General features: G+C 71.5%; 20 protein-coding genes. 11 read left to right on the forward strand and 9 right to left on the reverse strand.

Annotation, left to right across the window (positions count from 1 at the left end; genetic code table 11):
• Positions 1 to 192: 192 nt before the first annotated feature.
• From ACFV2X_RS22130 to ACFV2X_RS22145, 4 genes are all read left to right on the forward strand, one after another.
• Positions 193 to 1,416, forward strand: coding sequence for an energy-coupling factor ABC transporter permease (locus tag ACFV2X_RS22130; protein ID WP_385618997.1), 1,224 nt, complete (start codon positions 193 to 195; stop codon positions 1,414 to 1,416).
• A 1-nt stretch (position 1,417) separates the two neighbouring features.
• Positions 1,418 to 2,182, forward strand: a complete 765-nt coding sequence (gene cbiQ, locus ACFV2X_RS22135; RefSeq protein ID WP_385618999.1) for a cobalt ECF transporter T component CbiQ — start codon at positions 1,418 to 1,420, stop codon at positions 2,180 to 2,182.
• Positions 2,179 to 2,991 carry an energy-coupling factor ABC transporter ATP-binding protein gene (locus ACFV2X_RS22140; protein ID WP_385619001.1) on the forward strand — a complete coding sequence of 271 codons (813 nt, stop codon included), beginning with the start codon at positions 2,179 to 2,181 and terminating at the stop codon, positions 2,989 to 2,991. Before cbiQ ends, ACFV2X_RS22140 begins: the two co-directional genes overlap by 4 nt.
• A 73-nt stretch (positions 2,992 to 3,064) precedes the next feature.
• Positions 3,065 to 4,273, forward strand: coding sequence for a serine hydrolase domain-containing protein (locus ACFV2X_RS22145; protein WP_385619203.1), 1,209 nt, complete (start codon positions 3,065 to 3,067; stop codon positions 4,271 to 4,273).
• A gap of 140 nt (positions 4,274 to 4,413) precedes the next feature.
• On the opposite strand, the gene ACFV2X_RS22150 is transcribed toward ACFV2X_RS22145, so the two are convergent.
• A complete protein-coding gene (locus ACFV2X_RS22150; RefSeq protein ID WP_385619003.1) occupies positions 4,414 to 4,836 on the reverse strand; it encodes a hypothetical protein in 423 nt (140 codons plus the stop codon).
• 846 nt (positions 4,837 to 5,682) lie between these two features.
• Entirely contained in the window at positions 5,683 to 6,018 is a 336-nt protein-coding gene (locus tag ACFV2X_RS22155; RefSeq protein ID WP_385619005.1) for a DUF397 domain-containing protein, read from the reverse strand.
• A 412-nt stretch (positions 6,019 to 6,430) separates the two neighbouring features.
• On the opposite strand from ACFV2X_RS22155, the gene ACFV2X_RS22160 reads away from it, so the two are divergent.
• Positions 6,431 to 6,670 (forward strand): hypothetical protein, encoded by a 240-nt coding sequence (locus ACFV2X_RS22160; RefSeq protein WP_385619006.1) that lies wholly within the window; start codon positions 6,431 to 6,433, stop codon positions 6,668 to 6,670.
• A 14-nt stretch (positions 6,671 to 6,684) separates the two neighbouring features.
• On the opposite strand, the gene ACFV2X_RS22165 is transcribed toward ACFV2X_RS22160, so the two are convergent.
• From ACFV2X_RS22165 to ACFV2X_RS22195, 7 genes are all read right to left on the reverse strand, one after another.
• Positions 6,685 to 7,545, reverse strand: coding sequence for a tetratricopeptide repeat protein (locus tag ACFV2X_RS22165; RefSeq protein ID WP_385619007.1), 861 nt, complete (start codon positions 7,543 to 7,545; stop codon positions 6,685 to 6,687).
• The gene (locus ACFV2X_RS22170) at positions 7,451 to 8,401 is read right to left on the reverse strand and encodes an NB-ARC domain-containing protein (RefSeq protein ID WP_385619009.1); all 951 of its coding nucleotides are present in this window, start codon (positions 8,399 to 8,401) and stop codon (positions 7,451 to 7,453) included. Before ACFV2X_RS22170 ends, ACFV2X_RS22165 begins: the two co-directional genes overlap by 95 nt.
• A 228-nt stretch (positions 8,402 to 8,629) precedes the next feature.
• The gene (locus ACFV2X_RS22175) at positions 8,630 to 9,352 is read right to left on the reverse strand and encodes a DUF6879 family protein (protein ID WP_385619011.1); all 723 of its coding nucleotides are present in this window, start codon (positions 9,350 to 9,352) and stop codon (positions 8,630 to 8,632) included.
• Positions 9,246 to 9,515 (reverse strand): hypothetical protein, encoded by a 270-nt coding sequence (locus ACFV2X_RS22180; RefSeq protein WP_385619012.1) that lies wholly within the window; start codon positions 9,513 to 9,515, stop codon positions 9,246 to 9,248. The genes ACFV2X_RS22175 and ACFV2X_RS22180 overlap by 107 nt, the downstream gene beginning before the upstream one ends.
• A gap of 138 nt (positions 9,516 to 9,653) precedes the next feature.
• Positions 9,654 to 9,854 carry a hypothetical protein gene (locus ACFV2X_RS22185; RefSeq protein WP_385619014.1) on the reverse strand — a complete coding sequence of 67 codons (201 nt, stop codon included), beginning with the start codon at positions 9,852 to 9,854 and terminating at the stop codon, positions 9,654 to 9,656.
• Positions 9,855 to 9,961: 107 nt separating this feature from the next.
• Positions 9,962 to 10,624, reverse strand: a complete 663-nt coding sequence (locus ACFV2X_RS22190) for a response regulator (RefSeq protein ID WP_385619017.1) — start codon at positions 10,622 to 10,624, stop codon at positions 9,962 to 9,964.
• Entirely contained in the window at positions 10,621 to 11,940 is a 1,320-nt protein-coding gene (locus ACFV2X_RS22195) for a sensor histidine kinase (protein ID WP_385619019.1), read from the reverse strand. The genes ACFV2X_RS22190 and ACFV2X_RS22195 overlap by 4 nt, the downstream gene beginning before the upstream one ends.
• Before the next feature lie 134 nt (positions 11,941 to 12,074).
• Here ACFV2X_RS22195 and ACFV2X_RS22200 point away from each other — a divergent pair, with 134 nt between their 5' ends.
• From ACFV2X_RS22200 to ACFV2X_RS22225, 6 genes are all read left to right on the forward strand, one after another.
• Positions 12,075 to 12,983 carry an ABC transporter ATP-binding protein gene (locus tag ACFV2X_RS22200; RefSeq protein WP_385619021.1) on the forward strand — a complete coding sequence of 303 codons (909 nt, stop codon included), beginning with the start codon at positions 12,075 to 12,077 and terminating at the stop codon, positions 12,981 to 12,983.
• On the forward strand, positions 12,980 to 13,816 hold the full coding sequence (locus tag ACFV2X_RS22205; protein WP_385619023.1) for an ABC transporter permease: 837 nt from the start codon (positions 12,980 to 12,982) through the stop codon (positions 13,814 to 13,816). Before ACFV2X_RS22200 ends, ACFV2X_RS22205 begins: the two co-directional genes overlap by 4 nt.
• 286 nt (positions 13,817 to 14,102) lie before the next feature.
• The gene (locus tag ACFV2X_RS22210) at positions 14,103 to 15,482 is read left to right on the forward strand and encodes a hypothetical protein (RefSeq protein ID WP_385619024.1); all 1,380 of its coding nucleotides are present in this window, start codon (positions 14,103 to 14,105) and stop codon (positions 15,480 to 15,482) included.
• Between the two features lie 35 nt (positions 15,483 to 15,517).
• A complete protein-coding gene (locus tag ACFV2X_RS22215) occupies positions 15,518 to 16,468 on the forward strand; it encodes a DNA-binding response regulator (protein WP_385619027.1) in 951 nt (316 codons plus the stop codon).
• 191 nt (positions 16,469 to 16,659) lie between these two features.
• Positions 16,660 to 17,142 (forward strand): hypothetical protein, encoded by a 483-nt coding sequence (locus ACFV2X_RS22220; RefSeq protein WP_385619030.1) that lies wholly within the window; start codon positions 16,660 to 16,662, stop codon positions 17,140 to 17,142.
• On the forward strand, positions 17,139 to 17,459 hold the full coding sequence (locus ACFV2X_RS22225) for a hypothetical protein (RefSeq protein ID WP_014176973.1): 321 nt from the start codon (positions 17,139 to 17,141) through the stop codon (positions 17,457 to 17,459). The genes ACFV2X_RS22220 and ACFV2X_RS22225 overlap by 4 nt, the downstream gene beginning before the upstream one ends.
• The last annotated feature ends 30 nt before the right edge of the window (positions 17,460 to 17,489 follow it).

The following is a 17,489-nucleotide window of genomic DNA, read 5'->3' on the forward strand; positions in this document are numbered from 1 at the left end:
GTTGCGGCGGCCCTTCGCGAGTGCGCGGAGGGCCGCCGTCGTTGTGTACGGCACGTGTGTGCGCCGGCTTTCGCGGGTAGAGCGCTCTTGCGAATAGGTTGCAATAGCGGGTTACCATCATCGGGCGGATAACCGGATTGGCGGATTCCGTGGATGTAGCGGACACCCCCGGCGCAGAAGCGGAGCCCCGTCATGCATGTCCCCGACGGATTTATCGACGCCCCGGTGTCCGTGGCGACGGGCGTGGTCGCGGCGGCGGCGGTAGCCGTCAGCCTGCGCGGCGCCCGGCGGGAGTTGGGCGACGCCGGGGGTGCTGGTGGCTCCGTCGGCTCGGGTGGTGAGCGCACCGCGCCGCTGGCCGGTCTCGTCGCCGCCTTCATCTTCGCCGTCCAGATGCTGAACTTCCCGGTCGCGGCCGGGACCAGCGGGCATCTGCTCGGCGGGGCGCTGGCCGCGATACTCGTCGGCCCCTATACGGGCGTGCTGTGCGTCTCCGTGGTGCTGCTCATGCAGGGCGTGCTCTTCGCGGACGGCGGCCTCACCGCGCTCGGCGTCAACATCACGGATATGGCGGTGGTCACCACGGTGGTGGCGTACGCCGTATTCCGCGTCATCCTGAAGCTCACGCCCCGCCGGCGCCGCTCCGTGACCGTCGCCTCCTTCGTCGCCGCGCTGCTCTCCGTACCGGCCGCGGCCGTCGCCTTCACCGCGATCTACGCGCTCGGCGGCACGACACATGTCTCGCTCGGCAAGGTCTTCACCGCGATGGTCGGCGTCCACGTACTGATCGGCATCGGCGAGGCCGTGATCACGGCCCTGACGGTCAGCGCGGTGGTGTCCGTCCGCCCCGACCTCGTATACGGCGCGCGCGGTCTGACGCGCACCCTGGAGATCCGTACGGCTGTCGTGGCCACCCCGGGCGCGCCCCCCGCGGCGACGGCCACGCCCGCCGCGCCCGTGCCGGCCGCCGCCACGCCGTCCGCCGCCACGGCGACGCGAGACGGCGGTGCCACAGAGGCAGGGGCCGTGGCGTCGGGGGGCGTCGCGGCCCCGGCGGCCGGGGGGCGGCGGTCGGCGCGGCGGGTGTGGGCGATCGGGGTCGCGGCGGCGCTGCTGTGTGCCGGGGTGGTCAGCTTCTACGCGTCCGCCAGCCCGGACGGCCTGGAGAAGGTCGCCCGCGACAACGGCATCGACAAGAAGACCGAGGACCACGCCAGCAAGGACTCCCCGCTCGCCGACTACGGCGTCAAGGACATCTCCGACGCCCGGCTCTCCGGCGGCCTGGCCGGGGTGATCGGGGTCGGCGCGACCCTCGCCGTGGGCTCGGGGCTGTTCATCGTCGTACGGCGCCGCGCCAAGAAGGCCGCCGCCGGGCCTGCCGCCGTTCCGTCCGCGCACCCCTCCGAGACGGTCTGACATGGGCGCGGGTCACGCCCACAAGCTGTACCGGGAGGGCCGCTCGCCGGTGCACGCCCTGCCCCCGCAGTGCAAGATCGCCGCGGTGCTCTGCTTCGTACTGGTCGTCGTCTCCACCCCGCGCGAGGCGGTGTGGGCCTTCGGGGCGTACGCCGTGGCGCTGGCGGCGGTCGCGGCGGTGGCGCGGATTCCGGCGGGGTATGTGCTGCGGCGGCTGCTGATCGAGATCCCCTTCGTGGCCTTCGCCGTGCTGATGCCGTTCGTCGCGGACGGCGAGCGCGTCGCGGTGCTCGGGATGGAGCTCAGCCGCTCCGGCCTGTGGGGCGCCTGGAACATTCTGGCCAAGGGCACGCTCGGGGTCGCCGCCTCCGTGCTGCTGGCCTCCACGACCGAGCTGCGTGCCCTGCTGCTGGGGCTCCAGCGGCTGCGGATGCCGTCGCTGCTGGTCCAGATCGCGTCGTTCATGATCCGCTACGGGGACGTCATCACGGACGAGATGCGGCGGATGCGGATCGCCCGCCAGTCGCGCGGCTTCGAGGCGCGCGGGGTGCGCCACTGGGGCGTGCTCGCCAAGTCCGCCGGGGCGCTGTTCATCCGCTCGTACGAGCGCGGCGAGCGGGTCCACCTGGCGATGATCAGCCGGGGCTATGCGGGCACCATGCCCGTGATCGACGATATGACGGCGACCCGGGCCCAGTGGCTGTCCGCCGCGGCCCTTCCCCTGACCGCGCTGGTGGTCTGCCTGACCGGATGGATGTTGATATGACCGGCTCGTCTCCCGCGGAGACCACTCCCGAGACCACCCCCCGGACCACCCCGCCCTCCCACGCGCCCTCCCTCCGGGTATCCGGTCTGGCGTACGCCTACCCCGACGGCCACCAGGCCCTCTTCGGCGTCGACCTGACCGTGGCCCGCGGCGAGCGCGTCGCGCTGCTCGGGCCCAACGGCGCGGGCAAGACCACCCTGGTCCTGCACCTCAACGGGATCCTGGACGCGGGCGCGGGGACCGTCACCGTGGCCGGGCTGCCGGTCTCCAAGCGGAATCTGGCCGAGATCCGCCGCCGCGTCGGGATCGTCTTCCAGGACCCCGACGACCAGCTGTTCATGCCGACGGTGCGTGAGGACGTCGCGTTCGGCCCGGCCGCGGCCGGGCTGCGCGGCGCGGAGCTGGAACAGCGGGTGAGCACGGCCCTGGAGCGGGTCGGCATGGCCGAGTTCGCCGACCGCCCGCCGCACCACCTCTCCTTCGGACAACGGCGGCGCGTGGCGGTGGCGACCGTCCTGGCCATGGAGCCGGAGATCCTGGTGCTGGACGAGCCCTCCTCCAACCTCGACCCCGCCTCGCGCCGTGAGCTGGCCGACATCCTGCGCTCCCTGGACGTCACGGTGCTGATGGTCACCCACGACCTGCCGTACGCGCTGGAGCTGTGCCCGCGCTCCGTGGTGCTCAGCGGCGGAGTGATCGCCGCCGACGGCCGCACCCAGGACCTGCTGTGCGACGAGGCCCTGATGAGGGAAAATCGACTGGAGTTGCCCTTCGGCTTCGACCCCCGCTCGGTGACGGCCCCGGTCTGAGGTATCCGGCGGGGGCGATGCACCATGGGGGGAGCACACTTCGCCCTCGGCATGGTGGGAGTACGGATCAGTGGTGGACGTCCAGGGCACGGTGGCCGACGGATTCGAACCGGTCCGGGACGCCTTCGTGGACAACTTCGCCCGGCGCGGCGACCGCGGCGCGGCCGTGACGGTGTACCGGGAGGGCCACAAGGTCGTCGACCTGTGGGGCGGTACGAAGGACGCCCACGGCGGGGGAGGGGCTGGAGGCCCCGACGGCGAGCCGTGGGCCCAGGACACCGCGCAGGTCGTCCGGTCCGTCACCAAGGGCATCGCCGCCGCCGTCCCGCTGCTGCTCCACCAGCGCGGCCAGCTCGACCTGGACGGCCGGGTCGGCACGTACTGGCCGGAGTTCAAGGCGAACGGTAAGGAGCGGGTCCTCGTACGGCATCTGCTCAACCACCGCGCCGGGGTGCCCGTACTGGACACCCCGCTGGCCCCCGTCCAGGCCATCGACGGCTTCCACGGCCCGCGGGCGGTCGCCGCCCAGCAGCCCGTGTGGGAGCCGGGCACCGCCCACGGCTACCACGCGCAGACCTACAGCTGGCTGATCGGCGAGCTGGTCCGGCGGGTCACCGGGCGGACCATCGGCCGCTGGATAGCCGAGGAGATAGCCCGGCCGCTGGGGCTCGACCTGTGGCTCGGGCTGCCACCCGAGCAGCGCGCCCGCGTCGGCCGGATCGGGCCCGTGGAGGCCCCGCCCGTGCCCGCCGCACAGGGCCCGCGGCTGCGGCCCAAGCGGTCGGTCGCCGAGGCGTACCAGAACCCCGACTCGCTCACCCGGCGCGCCTTCGGGGCGATCAGCCCGGCGCCGGACGAGAACGACCCCGCCTACCTCGAGGCCGAACTGCCCGCCTCGGGCGGCGTCGCCACCGCCGACGCGCTGGCCCGCTTCTACGCGGCGCTCATCGGCCCGCTGCCCTCGGCAGGCCCCCTGCGATCCGGCGGCCGCCTCTTCGCACCCGCGACGCTCACCCTGGCCCGTACGGAAGAGTCCGCGGGCCCGGACGAGGTGCTGGTCATCGGCACCCGCTTCGGCCTCGGCTACATGCTGCACGGCCCGGCATCCCCGCTCCTGACCCCCGGCTCCTTCGGCCACCCGGGCCGCGGGGGCTCCCTCGCCTTCGCCGACCCCGAATCGGGCATCGGCTTCGGCTATGTCACCAACGGAATGCAGCGCGGCGTCACGGCCGACCCGCGCCCACAGGCGCTGGTACGGGCGTTGCGGACCGCTCTGCGGTGACGCGCTGCTCCCGGGGGTCCCGGGGGTAGCCGGATCGCGTGGTGCCGCGGACCGGCGGTGGCGCGCTGTGCAGGGCAACTGCGGGTGGGACGGTCGCGGGACGAGCTCGTCGTGGTGGGTGTGCGGCGCACGGGACCGGCTCACGACGTGGGGAGCTTCCCTCGCTGGGTGATCACCCACATCCACGCCTCCAGGGTGGCGACGAACTCGCCGAGGTCGGGAGTGGTGTAGGAGGCCCGCTCATGGTCCCAGTCGGGGTCGAGGACGACGACGCGGAAGCCGTAGCCGTCGTACCAGCCGGCGTCTATGTTGATCTCCCGAGCCCGCAGATCGCCCTCCTCCGCTACCTCTTCCGCAGTCAGCCACGGCGGCGGTGCCGTACGCGCCCAGTACAGATCCTCGGAGTCGTTGGCCTCGACCCTTCCATCCGGCAGGCGTCGGGCCGACAGCTGGTTGTAGATGACGTTCCAACCGGCCGGAACACGCAACGGGATCAGGCCCCAGTCCTCGGAAACGGTAACGGCCAGCGGGGAATTGGGTGGAAGCCGGAAGATCGGGTCCATGCGCCTGCAGCGTAGTCGGGGCGTGTTTCGAGGCGTCGGCGGAGCCCACGCTCGAACCCCCGCTGTACGGGCGGGGTGGGTGCGGCTCGCTGCGCTTCGCGGGTGCGGCTTTCGTCGCGGACCCTCCGGGTCCAACGCGCCAGCGAGAAGGGGGAAGGGGGCGGCTGGCCCGGTGTCCTGGTTCCTCGGCCCGGCGGGCGGCTGAGCTCAGGACGGGCTCCGCTGCGCTCCGCCGCAGCTGCTGCCGAACGGTCAGTCCAGCGGTGCGCTGGACCGGGGGCGCGGGAGCGCGACGGATGGGCAGGCACCGGGGGACGGGATCGGCTCTCCACCCACCTGCTCTCAGAAAAACACTTGATGCAGTACTTGATGCAGATCAAGCATCTTTTTAAGAGCAGGTGGGTGGAGGCCCCAACCGGACCGGCCTCCAGCGCTCCGGGCGACCACCCGCCGCTCCGCCACCCGTAGGCGGGTGATGACTCGTTGGGCTGGACGGCGACGCTGCCTCGGCGCCCTTCTCCGTTCCCGCTGCTGGCCGCTGTGTGCCGAAGACGCGAGACGATGCCCGCACGCGGCGTCCGGACCATGCCGTCCAGCGTTCGCCGGCCCGTTCGTCGCGCTCGCGCGCCTTCGGTCCAGCGCACTGCTGGACTGACCGGGCAGCCACCGCGCGGCAGCTGTCGCGGCGCAGCGCAGCGGAGCCTGTCGTGAGCCCAGCCACCCGCCGGGCAAAGAACCAGGACACCGGGTCGGCCGCCCCCTGCACCCGCCGGGGGCGCGTGGTGGACTGAGCTACGCCCCCGGCAACGGCTCGCAGGATGCCCTCGTGCGTCTGAGCTGCGCCGCCTAGCGGTCGAACTCCCGCTGCTTGACGCACAGGAGGAACGCTTGCCATGCCCCACTTGTGAACGTCAGATGCGGGCCGCGCTGATCCTTGCTGTCCCGTACGGCACGGCCGTTGTCGGCCATGTCCGCAACCTCTACGCAGTTGTTCTCTGCGCCGGAGTATGACGACTTCCGGTATGGCCCTATAACTTCAGCACAGGTTCCCGTTACGCGACAGGGAGTCACCGCGTAACGGGTGCAAGAGGACTCCCAGCACCGCGCCCCCGTGGTCGCTGGTCGAGTCCCACGCGCAGGGGCCTCGTCACTCCGCAGGCGGGGCCCCTGCCGCCCCAACACAGAAGCGCCCCAGGACGGCGGGCAGCGCCATCCCGGGGCAATCAGCCAACAGACAGGAGCTGTTGACCTTGTTAGACCTTATCGTTCGCTTCCTCGCCTGGGCGATGGCCTTCTGGCCACATCGCCCCCGGCGCGGAAAGCGCCGGCGCGGCGCCAAGGCGCCCGTCGGCCGGCCGCTGCCGGTAGCTGTGCGCGAGCAGTCGACGCCAGCCGCATGGCCACCGCGCATCCCCTCCCAGCGAACGCACCGCAACGCGCGGCATGCCTCGCCCCCCTCGGCACCGCCGACAGAGTGGGTGGACACAGGCCCGCTCGTACGGGCCTACGTGGTCCGGCATGAGGAACGGCGGCACGCCCTCTGGCTCCACTGGGCATGGGTGGACCGGCCACAGGCCCGAAAGGGGGTAACCCCATGACCGAACACGCACGGGTGGTCGACGAGACGTCCGCTGCCGCGCAGCACGGTCCCGCGAGCGCGGGCAAGAACCCGGCCCGCGAGGCCGAGTCACGGGCATGGTCCGCGTTCATCACGCATGCCGCAGTCTGCAAGGACCGGTGCCGGACACACGGTGAAGACTGCGAGACAGCGGCAGAACTGCGCACGGTCTGGCGCGCGGCACACACCGAAATCCATGACCAAGACATGAAGTGACGCCCCGGCGGCCGTCATTCCCCGGGCTCGGCCAGCCGCCTTTCCACACGTGAGCGCACGGCCATGGCCCGGGGATCGGCATACGGCGCCAGGTGCGTCAGGGCCTCGGCCCAGTGGGCGCGGGCAGCCTCGGCGTCTTCTGGTTGGACGGCTGCAGCCAAGTGGTCCAGCTCCACGACGAGTTCCCACGTAGCCGCGAGGTCGCGGTGGACCGCCGCAGCCTGGCGGTGGAAGGCGGCAGCGTCGCCGTGGCGGCCTGTTGCGGCGTACGTCTGTCCCGTGCCGCGCCAGGCCAGGGCTTCGCGAGCGCGATCACCGAGGCGTCGGTGGAGCATGGCCGACCGCTGGTAGGAGGCCAGAGCATCGCCGTACTGTCCGCTGGCGCGCTGAATGTCACCGAGGGTGATGAGCCAGAAGCCTTCCAGCCCACGATTGCGCAGGCTCAGAGCGATCTCGAGAGCTTCGTCGATGGCCTCGTGGGCCGCCTCGATCTCGTCTTGCTCACGACGGAGTTTCGCGGTGAGCCACAGGGCGTTGCCTACGCTCTGCCGGCTGTCCAGGGAACGGTGAGCGGCGAGGGCGGTTTCGATCGCGTCGCCTGCTTCCCGGAGGCGGCCCGCTTCCAGGTGGGTGCCGGCGAGGTTGGACAGAGCGGAGGCGGCCCAGCGGTCACTGTCCACTTCCCGGAAGATGCTGATGGCCTGTGCGAAGTGTTCGGCGGCGGCATCGAGTCGGCGGGTACGCAGATGGATGAGGCCTAGGAGGTTGAGGGCATGCGCCTCATCCATGGGTTTCCTGGCACTGCGGGCAAGGAGGAGGGCGCGGTCCAGGTAGTGCACTGCCTGGTCGAGTTGGGATACGGATCGGTACGACATGCCGAGCTGGTTGAGCAGCAGGAGCTGTCCGTCCGTATCGTCCACGCGCTCGGCGGACTCCAGACCGACGAGCCCGAAGTCGAGCCAGTCGGCGAAGGACGCTGATTCGCCCGGAGTGGGGTGGCAGCGTGCGGTAGGACCACGCGAAGACCGTACGGACAGCCTCGGCCTCCTCGTCCATTCCCGTGCTGAGCGCGTCCCAGAGCGCGGACTCGTCACGCAGATCGTCAAGCAAGTCGTCGAGGCGGAGATGAGGGTGGCTGGCGGCGCGCTCCGCGGCTATACGCAGTGCGAGCGGGAGGCGCGCGCACAGCCGTGCCAGCTCTGAGAGCTTGTCCTCGTCGTCTCCCGACCGGTAGTCCTGCGTGACAGCCTGCAATAGTTCGATGGCTTCGGGCTCGGGAAGCATGCCGAGGGTGATCCTGCGGGCGCCTTCCCGTACGGCGAGGCCGGCGAGGCGATTGCGGCTGGTCACCACGGTGAGGCTGTCCCCGCCGCCGGGGAGCAGCGGGCGCACTTGGCCGGCGGTGGCGGCATTGTCGAGCAGGATGAGCATCCGGCGGTCGGCGAGCAGGGAACGGTAGAGGGCGGCGGCGTCGTCCACGTCCTGCGGTATGTCGCCTGAGGCCACGCTGAGCGCGCGAAGGAAACGGCGTAAAGCCTGCTCGGCGGTGACGGGCTCTCCTGGATCGTAGCCCCGGAGATCCACGAAGAGCTGGCCGTCCGGGAAGCGGTCTTTGACCTGGTGAGCCCAGCGCAGGGCCAGCGAGGTCTTGCCTGCCCCCGCCGTGCCGGCCACCACATACACGGACACGCGGGCCTGGCCGCCGTCCCGGCCGGTGAGGATGGTGTGCAACTGGGCTTGTTCGTCAGTCCGGTTGACGAAGGTGTAGACGTCGGCAGGAAGCTGACGAGGGACGGTTCGCGGACGGTCAGATGCTTCCGGTGCCTGGTGGAAGTGGATGTCACCGGTGACATTCCCTGCCTGGACGACATCGTGGGACGAGCCGGAGAGGTCGTTGGCCGAGTCTCCGGGCGATCCATTGGCGTCTGCCGGCGTGCCGATGAGTGTGTCCTTTCCGGGTCAGGCCGCCGGGGGCGGCGACAGCGGCGCGACGGCACGGTCGAAGTAGGAGGCGATGTCCTCCGCGGTCGCGTAGGCGTCCCGCACGTATTCCGTCCACGGTTCGACGATGTCCGGGTCGGTGAAGCGGATCGCACCGTCCGGCACCCCGGTATCGGTGTACAGGACGCGGAAGAGCACCTTGCCGTCCTGAATGGTCAGTTCCGGGAGCAGTCCGTCCGCCTCGGCCGCGGCGACCGCCCCGGCAGGCAGGATCCGCACCCGCTCCCCGTACTCGGCACTGATCCGCAGTGAATGCAGCTCCCACTGTACGTATGGTCTCAGAGGCTCCTCGACCACGCGTACGCGGTGGAATGCCGAGCCGCGTGCCTCATCGTCCGCTTGGATCGCGCGCAGATTGTCACGGCCCTCATCGAGCAAGCGCAGCGCCATGCCCCAATCGCCGCGTCGCAGCGCGTCACGGGAGGGACTGCCCACCTCCTCGAAATGCTGCAGCCGTTCAAGTTTCCATGAGTCCCCGTTGCGGATAGCCGCATCCCGAGCACGGAAATCCCGAAGGTACTCCTCGCGCCCTAGCCGTTGGCCGCGCTTCTCGGGGAGGGCGGGAGCGTGAACGTCAAGCATCGGCGATGTCCGGCTTTGCCGCGCTGAGCATGTTGCCGGGAATGACGACGATCCGCTCGTCAGCCCTGACTGCCACGCCTTCCGGCAGGCGCGAACCATAGTGAGCGGTCAGATCACGGCCGATGACAGCGATGTCGCCGTTGCTGAGCTGCCAGATGTCCGGGCACTCCGCCTTGCCCTGGGAGTGGCCCAACTCTTCTGCTGACTTGCCCAATCGCCTGACGAATAAGGCCGATGGGTCGGCTTCCCAGACACGGGCCATGACATGCCACCTCAGGTTCCCGATGGTAACGAAGAGTGACCATCACGGTACCGTACGCACCAGGACGCATGCACTAGGTAGTCGCGCCGTCGTGGACAGTCGCCTCTTGACCAGGGGCAGCACCTCGCGCTTCCGGTCCTACGAGCCGCCCCAGGTCATGTTGGCGACGGCCACGAACATGGCGAGGGCGATCGCCACGCCTTGGACGGCCTTCCCCCAGCCGGGCATCGGCTCGCCCCTCTTGGACGCCGAACGCGCGGCGAAGAAGGCAAGCGCCAGCCCGACGAGGACGAGGGGACCGAGCAGCACGGACAGCCAATCGACTTGTACGGGCGTCATCGCGGGTCTCCTTGTTCCACCTCGGCGGCTGTCGGCACATCATGCGCGCGCACCACCGGGACCCCTCCCGGACGCGATATGCGCGATCAGACAGGGCCTAGGACGGCCTAGGACCCCGACGGCGCCACCAGGCCCGCCTCGTAGGCGAGGATCACCAGCTGCACCCGGTCGCGGGCGTCGAGTTTGGCGAGCAGCCGGGTCAGGTAGGTCTTGGCGGTGGCGACGCTGATGCACAGCCGGTCGGCTATCTCGGCGTTGGACAGGCCGCTGCCGACCAGGGTCAGCACCTCGCGCTCGCGGTCGGTGATGCCGCTCAGTTCCGCCCGGGGCGGGGGCGTGGCCGTGGGGCGGGCGGCGAACTCCTTGATCAGCCGGCGGGTGACGCTCGGGGCGATCAGCGCGTCTCCGGAGGCGACGACGCGGACCGCGGCGAGGATGTCGTCCAGGGCCATGTCCTTGACCAGGAACCCGGACGCGCCGGCGCGCAGCGCCCCGTAGACGTAATCGTCGTCGTCGAAGGTCGTCAGGACGACCACGCGGGTCGTGCCGGGGCCCGTGGTGATCAGCCGGGTGGCCTCGATGCCGTCCATGCCGGGCATCCGGATGTCCATCACCACGACGTCAGGGGCGAGTTCACCGGTCAGCCGGACCGCTTCGGCGCCGTCCCCGGCCTCGCCCACGACCTCGACGTCGGGGGTGTCGGTGATGACCATCCGCAGGGCGGCGCGGACGAGGGGCTGGTCGTCGGCGAGGAGGACACGGATGGTCATCCGGCTGCGGCCTCTGCTTTCGTCTCGATTGCCGTCGTAGCGGCTGTCGCGGTCGCCGCCGGGAGCGGCAGCCGGGCCGTCACCAGGAAGCCGCCGCCGCGTCTGGGCCCGGCGGCGAAGTGGCCGTGCAGCAGGGTGACCCGCTCGCGCATGCCGATCAGGCCGTACCCCGTGTCGTGTTCGGCGTCCGCACGGGTGCCCTTGCCGCGGTCGCGGACCTCGACGGTCAGTTCGTCCTCGCCGTAGCCGATGGTCACCCGGCAGGAGTCGGCGCCCGAGTGACGTACGACATTGGTCACCGACTCCTGGACGATCCGGAACGCCGCGAGGTCGATGTCCGCGGGCAGCGGGCGGCGCCTGCCCTGCCACCACACCTCCACCCGGACCCCGGCGGCGGTCGTGGTCGTGGCCAGCCGCTCCACATCCGCGAGGCCCGCGGCCGGATGCAGCGGCGCGGGTTTCCGCGACCCGGCGGCCGCCTCGTCGGCCGCCTCGTCGGCCGCCGGGTCGGGCTCGCGGTCGGCCTCCCGGTCCGCCTGGCGCAGCGCGCCCAGCATCCGGCGCAGCCCGGACAGCGTTTCGCGGCCCGTCTTCTCCACGGCGAGCATCGCCTCGCGGGCCTTGTCCGGCTGGGTTTCGATGACCCGGGCCGCGGCGCCGGACTGGAGGGCGATGATGCCGATGCTGTGGGCCACCGTGTCATGCATCTCGCGGGCGATCCGCAGTCGTTCGGCGGTGACGGCCTGGGCGGCGGCCTGGGTGTGCAACTCCTCGGTGTGGAGCTGGGACTGGCGCACCGAATTGCCGACGAGCCAGCCGATGGCCACGGTCAGCGCGATGTACGGCTCGGGGATGACACCACTGTCCTGGACGCCGAGGCCCAGCCTCAGGGTGACGTAGCAGGGCAGCGTGGCCAGCGCCGCCGAGGCGGCGATGAGGGAGGAGCGCCGGGGCCGGACGGCCGCGACGTAGCAGAGGGCGACGTCCACTCCCAGGTACTGCGTGGGCGGGATCTGGTCCTGGCGCCACGCCAGCGTCGAGGCGACCGTGCCGGCCAGCAGCAGCCCGTACCCCAGCGAAGTCCTGCGGCGCAGCAGCACACATCCGGCCAGGACCAGGGCGAAGGCGATGGCGAGCAGCAGCTTGGCGGACAGCGGGTCCAGACCGTGCCGCGGGTAGCTGAGCGAGTACCCCTGCCGCGGGGGCACCAGGACGAACTCGACGATGGGGCCCAACGCCGCCGTGAACCACACCAGCCCCGCCCACAGGCCCGGCGGTATGCGCTTGAGCAGCGGGAGAGGCTGAGAGGCGGACATGGCCAGATCGTAACGACGGTGCCCGTGGCCGGACATCGGACTGTGGCTGTACAACCAGGGTCGACACCGGCGCCCGGCGATTGTCAGCAACGGACCGACGACGGGCGGGGCCGCCCACCGGCACCGTGGCCTTTGTGATCGAAGTCAACCAACTCACCAAGCGATACGGCGGCACGACCGCCGTCAAGGACCTGACCTTCACCGTGGATCCCGGCCAGGTGACCGGCTTCCTGGGGCCGAACGGCGCGGGCAAGAGCACCACGCTGCGGATGATCCTCGGCCTGCACGAGCCCACCAGCGGCAGCGTCACCGTCGAGGGCCGCCCCTTCGCCGCCCGCCCCCGCGGGCTGCGCCACGTCGGCTCGCTGCTCGACGCGCAGGAGGTGCACGGCGGGCGCAGCGCGGTGGCGCATCTGTCCGCCCTCGCCCGGAGCAACCGCATCCCGCGGCGCCGGGTCGAGGAGGCGCTGGAGCGGGTCGGCCTCGCCGAGGTCGCCCGGCGCCGCATCGGCGGCTTCTCGCTCGGCATGAAGCAGCGGCTCGGCATCGCGTCCGCGCTGCTGGGCGACGCGCCGGTGCTGCTCTTCGACGAACCGCTCAACGGCCTGGACCCGGAGGGGGTGAGGTGGGTGCGTGAGCTGTTCCGGGGGCTGGCGGCCGAGGGCCGCACCGTGTTCGTCTCCAGCCATCTGATGTCCGAGATGGAGCACACCGCCGACCAGTTGATCGTCATCGGCCGGGGTGAGCTGATCGCGGCGGAGAGCCTGGAGGACTTCTCGGCCCGGGGCACCCGGCAGAGCGTCGAGGTGCGCACGCCCGCCGTCGGCGTTCTGCGGGATCTGCTGACGGCGGAGGGCGCGGCGGTGCACACGGAGGGCGAGCTGCTGACCGTGACCGGTCTGGGCGTGGCCCGGATCGGGGAGATCGCGCACGCCCACGGCGTTCCGCTGCACCATCTCAGCGCCCGGTCCGCGTCGCTGGAAGACGCGTTCATGGAGCTCACCGCCGACAGCGTCCAGTACCTCGCGGGGGAGTCCCGATGACCGCGGCCGCCGCGTACCTTCAGGCCGCCGAACCCCGCCCCCGGTTCGGCGATCTGGTCGCCGCCGAGTGGATCAAGCTCCGGTCGCTGCGGTCGACCTGGTTCGGGTACGGGGCGACCGCCCTGGCCGTCGTCGCGTTCAACGTGGGCACCGCCTACGACACCTATCGCAACTGGCCGCGGCAGAACCCGGAGGGTCCGGAGGGATTCATCAGGGTCGGGATGCCGCTGGACGAGGCCTTCACGGTGAACGCCGCCACGGTCATGATGCTCGCGCTCGGTGCCCTCGGTGCCATGGCGGTCGTCGGGGAGTACGCCACGGGCACCATCCGTACGACGTTCGCGGCCGTTCCGGCGCGGCGTTCGGTGATGGCGGCCAAGGCGGCGGTGGTCACGGCGGTCACGACCGTCTTCGGCGCGTTCGTCGCCGGGGTCTCGTTCGCCGCGACCCAGGCGATCCTGGACCGGCGGGGCGCGGGCGTCTCGCTCGGCGACCCGGGCGCGCCGCGCGTCGTGGTGGCGTCCGCGCTGCTCGCGCCGCTGTGCGCGCTCGCCGGCCTGGCGCTCGGCACGGTCGTCCGGCAGACCGCCGGCACCATGATCGGCTCCTCTCTGGTTCTCCTGGTGCTGCCGCTGGCGCTCACCGACGGCCGTCACTGGTCGGCGGTCGCCTCCCACGGCACGCTCTACCAGGCGTGGCGTCGGCTGGTGGCGGTTGATTACCACCCGCTGCACTACCCGTGGACCATCGCGGGAGCCTGGACCGTCTACGCGCTGTGGGCGGCCGCCGCGGTCGCGGTCACCGTGGTCGGTGTGCACCGGCGCGACCAGTGAGCGGACGCCTGACCGGCGCGCGGTGAATGTGCAGTGCGCCCCCTGCTGACTCTGTGCGCCGCTGGGCACCCGCACAAGCGGGTTCCAGGGGCCAAGGGTCCCTATACCAGAGCCACTTGCTTCTCCACACTGAAAGGCCTTCCGGCTGGTCGGCGCCCTCGCGGGCGGTGTGTCGGCCGGGGGCAGAGGGGTTCGGGGGAAGCGGGGGGACCGCGTGGCTCTGCATCGGGGGCGGTCGCTTACGCGGCCGGAAGAGGGGCGTCGTGCGCCCGGCGTGAAGGTGCCCGTGAAGGTGCCGTACCGGCGGCGCAGGCCGGGCGCCGAGTCGCCGGCCGTGCGGCACCGGCTGGCGTGGCGCGATATGGAATGGCAGATGCTCCGCATCCTGCTGATCTTCCGGCTGATGCATGGCATTCAGCTGGCCGTGACCGTGCCGGGTATCGCCGGGCACACCCGGCACCCCGGCCGCGCGCTGACTCTGCTGCTGGCGGTGCTGGCCGAGTCGCTGTGGTTCGTTCTGCACATCTTCCGCAACCACCGGCGGGTGCTCGCCCGGGACGCGGGCGGCGAGCCGGACGCGGCGCGGTCCGCCGGAACGGCCGAGGACGGGGCGGCGGGGCACGGGGCGGCGGGGCAGGCGACGGCGGGGCACGGGCCCACGGTGTACGACTCCACCACGGCTGCGGTCGAACTGGGCTCCGCCGTGGTCTTCTTGTGGGCCTGCGCCCTGGTCATGGGGGAGAACAGGGCCGCGGACATGGCCCCGCTGCTGGTGCTGACCACCGAGCAGATCTCCGGTGTGGGCGTCGGCTCGGCCCTCGGCCAGCGGCTACGCGTCCTGGTCGGCGGCACGGCCGCCGTCGCCGCCTCGTACGCCGCGGTCATCGCTCTGGGCGACCCGTCGGCGCTGGGCCGCTCCGATGTGCTGATCGGGCTCACCGGTTACGGGGCGCTGGCCTACCTCATCCGGCGCGGCGGCATCTTCCTGCTGCAACTCTCCGCCGACCTCGGTGATATGAGCCTTCAGCTGCATGAACAGGAGCAGCGGAAACTGCTCGCCATCGAGCTGCACAACCACCTCGGGCACACCCTCAACGCCTTCCAGCGGGTCGACATCACCGATCCCGAACAGCTCGACTCGCTGCGTAAATCCGCGGTGGTGGCCCGGGAGCGGCTGGCCACCTTCATCGCCACCGGGCGGTTCAGCGAGTCGGTGCCGCTGATCGGCATGGTGCACCGGCAGGTCGCCCTGGCCACCAACGACCGGTTGACCGTGGAGCCGATCATCCCCGACCACGTGGTCGAGGCGGCGGCCCGGATCCCGCCGCCCGAGGTGGAGCTGCTGGAGCCCGCCCTGCGGGCGCTGCTGATCAACGTGCCGCGCAGCGCGGGGGTGCACGACGCGGTGCTGCACGTGGACGTGATGCCCGCACCAGAAGGCCGGGAGGGCGGCGATGTGGTGGAGCTGGTGGTCACCGACCACGGCACGGGATTCCCGCCCGAGGTGCTGGCGAGCGGGGTCAGCCGGATGAGGTCGCTCGCCGTCCACGAGCGGCTGCTGCGGGAGCGGGGCGGGGCGCTGCGGGTGGAATCGGTCAGCGGGCTCACGCAGGTGACGCTCACTCTCCCGATCGCATCGGCCGCCCGCGCTCCGAGGAAGCCATAAAGCACATGCCGAGGAGATCAAGGGGGGCGTCCGTCATGACGTCGGAAACTGAACGGGATGACCGGCAGCCACTGCAAGTGGCCGTGGTCGAAGACCACGAGATGACCAGACGCGGCCTGGTGGACGCGCTCAACGACGACCCGCGGCTCACTGTGGTCAGTGAGGTCGACTCGGTGAGAAAGCTGCGCATCAGTGGCGCGGAGTACGACGTGTGCGTGGCCGATCTGATGGGGGTGGCCACGGCCGAGGAGTTCGCCGAACTGGTGCGCCGCTCGGATGTCGTGGTGTGCACCGCGGCCGAGCAGTGGCGCCAGCGGGTGGCCCCCTGGGTGTGCGGGGCGAAGGCGGTGTTCGGCAAGACCGTGGGGCCCGCCGTCCTGGCCAACGCGGTCTGGGACGCCCGCTACCACCCGCACTGGCTCAAACCCCATCTGGCCTCCGCCCTGGAGACGGCGGTGCGCGAATGTGGGCTGACCCTCCCGCCCTACCTCGCCGAGGTGCTGTTCAAGACGGCCCGGGGCGGGCGGGTGCCCTGGATCCTGGAGGAGCTGGGCGTCGAGGAGGACCAGTACCGCAAGGACCTGTCCGACTTCCAGCAGCAGTGCGTCCAGGCCGGACTTGGCCAGCTCACCCTGCTGGACGCCCTCTACATGGCCGCGTCGGCCGAACAGGCGGCGCCCCGCGAGCCCGTGGTGTTCTCCGACTGGGCGGCGGGCCTGAGCGAGGGCCAGGTCCGGGTGCTGGAGTGGTACGCGGACGGCTACTCGTACGAGGAGACGGCCGCCGCGCTGAACGTGAAGGTCTCGACGGTCAAGACACAGATCGACCGGGCGATGACGGCCTGCGGGATCAGCTCGAAACCCGCCGACGTCCGGATGATTTTCGCGATGTACGTATGCTCCCGGCACACCAACCCCGACCTGCTGCTGCGCCGGCTCAACGCACTGGGCGCGCATCCGCCCGGCAAGCTCACGGCGGAACGGTGACGAACCGGGCGGCCTGTCGGTTTCTGTCCCGGCCCAGCGGGGCCCTGTCGTACCAGAGGACGACACGGGAGGGCGCGATTGCCCGCCCTCCCAGGGGACGAAGAGTGACAGGCGCGACGAGGAGCATCGAGGCAAGCCCCCGCAGGGTGCGCGGGGTTCGGGGGAGCCGGGGAAGCCGGGGGGAGAGGCGCATGTCCGAAGAGAAAGCCGTCCGAGGGGCGACGAGCGGGCCGGGGAGGGGACCGGCGGGCGGGCCGGGGAGGGAGCTGACGGGCGGGGCGGCACGGGCCGACCGGGTGCTGGAGACCGCCGACCGGATGCTCCACGGGATCGTCCGGCTCATGGATCTGGGCGACCGGGTCGGCGAGGCCAGGAGCGGCCTGGGCGCCAAACGAGCGCCCCTCCACCCGGTCCTCGGCTACTCCGAGGTGGTGGGCTTCCTGGTGCGCAACCGCGCCGCGGTGCCCGAGGCGGCGGGGGGAGCGGTGCTCCGGCGCCGCAGCGGCCGCGAATACCTCGTCCAGACCTTCTTCCTGGACGCCGAGGGCACCCCGCTGCACGGTACCGGGGCGGCCGATGCGCCGGTCTGGGTCTGCCGGGCCCAGCGGCTCGACGAGGAACTGGCCGCCGCCTTCGGCGATGCGGACCTGATCGTCTTCCAGGGAGGGGCGTGACCGTGCTGAGTCTGCTGACGACCGTCCTTCTCGGCCTCGGCGGGCTGGGCGCCGTCGCGGTGGTGTACGTCGTGATCGTGACCATCGAATACCTCGCCGACTGGTTCCGGGCCCGCAGCGACCGGCTGCACCTCGATCCCGATCTGCGGTGCGTCACGGTCGCGGAGTCCATCCGCGACGGCAAGGTCAGCTACATCCAGGGCGTCTTCGACACCTCGCGCGAACAGTTCGTCGAGAGCCGCCGGGTCAAGGGCGAACGGGCCGACGAGCGGGTGCGCGGCGCCCACCGGACCCACCAGGTCGCCGTCTGGGGCTGACGGACTGACGGACTGACCATCTGTCCGCCT

The organism is Streptomyces sp. NPDC059679, assembly GCF_042734105.1.
Taxonomy (GTDB): Bacteria; Actinomycetota; Actinomycetes; order Streptomycetales; family Streptomycetaceae; genus Streptomyces.

Excerpts from the sequence above, each read along its gene's own strand:
- ACFV2X_RS22130 (WP_385618997.1), top strand. The coding sequence starts at position 193 with ATGCATGTCCCCGACGGATTTATCGACGCCCCGGTGTCCGTGGCGACG.
- cbiQ (WP_385618999.1), top strand. The coding sequence starts at position 1,418 with ATGGGCGCGGGTCACGCCCACAAGCTGTACCGGGAGGGCCGCTCGCCG.
- ACFV2X_RS22140 (WP_385619001.1), top strand. The coding sequence starts at position 2,179 with ATGACCGGCTCGTCTCCCGCGGAGACCACTCCCGAGACCACCCCCCGG.
- ACFV2X_RS22150 (WP_385619003.1), bottom strand. The coding sequence starts at position 4,836 with ATGGACCCGATCTTCCGGCTTCCACCCAATTCCCCGCTGGCCGTTACC.
- ACFV2X_RS22160 (WP_385619006.1), top strand. The coding sequence starts at position 6,431 with ATGACCGAACACGCACGGGTGGTCGACGAGACGTCCGCTGCCGCGCAG.
- ACFV2X_RS22165 (WP_385619007.1), bottom strand. The coding sequence starts at position 7,545 with ATGTCGTACCGATCCGTATCCCAACTCGACCAGGCAGTGCACTACCTG.
- ACFV2X_RS22175 (WP_385619011.1), bottom strand. The coding sequence starts at position 9,352 with ATGGTTCGCGCCTGCCGGAAGGCGTGGCAGTCAGGGCTGACGAGCGGA.
- ACFV2X_RS22180 (WP_385619012.1), bottom strand. The coding sequence starts at position 9,515 with ATGGCCCGTGTCTGGGAAGCCGACCCATCGGCCTTATTCGTCAGGCGA.
- ACFV2X_RS22185 (WP_385619014.1), bottom strand. The coding sequence starts at position 9,854 with ATGACGCCCGTACAAGTCGATTGGCTGTCCGTGCTGCTCGGTCCCCTC.
- ACFV2X_RS22190 (WP_385619017.1), bottom strand. The coding sequence starts at position 10,624 with ATGACCATCCGTGTCCTCCTCGCCGACGACCAGCCCCTCGTCCGCGCC.
- ACFV2X_RS22195 (WP_385619019.1), bottom strand. The coding sequence starts at position 11,940 with ATGTCCGCCTCTCAGCCTCTCCCGCTGCTCAAGCGCATACCGCCGGGC.
- ACFV2X_RS22205 (WP_385619023.1), top strand. The coding sequence starts at position 12,980 with ATGACCGCGGCCGCCGCGTACCTTCAGGCCGCCGAACCCCGCCCCCGG.
- ACFV2X_RS22215 (WP_385619027.1), top strand. The coding sequence starts at position 15,518 with ATGACGTCGGAAACTGAACGGGATGACCGGCAGCCACTGCAAGTGGCC.
- ACFV2X_RS22220 (WP_385619030.1), top strand. The coding sequence starts at position 16,660 with ATGTCCGAAGAGAAAGCCGTCCGAGGGGCGACGAGCGGGCCGGGGAGG.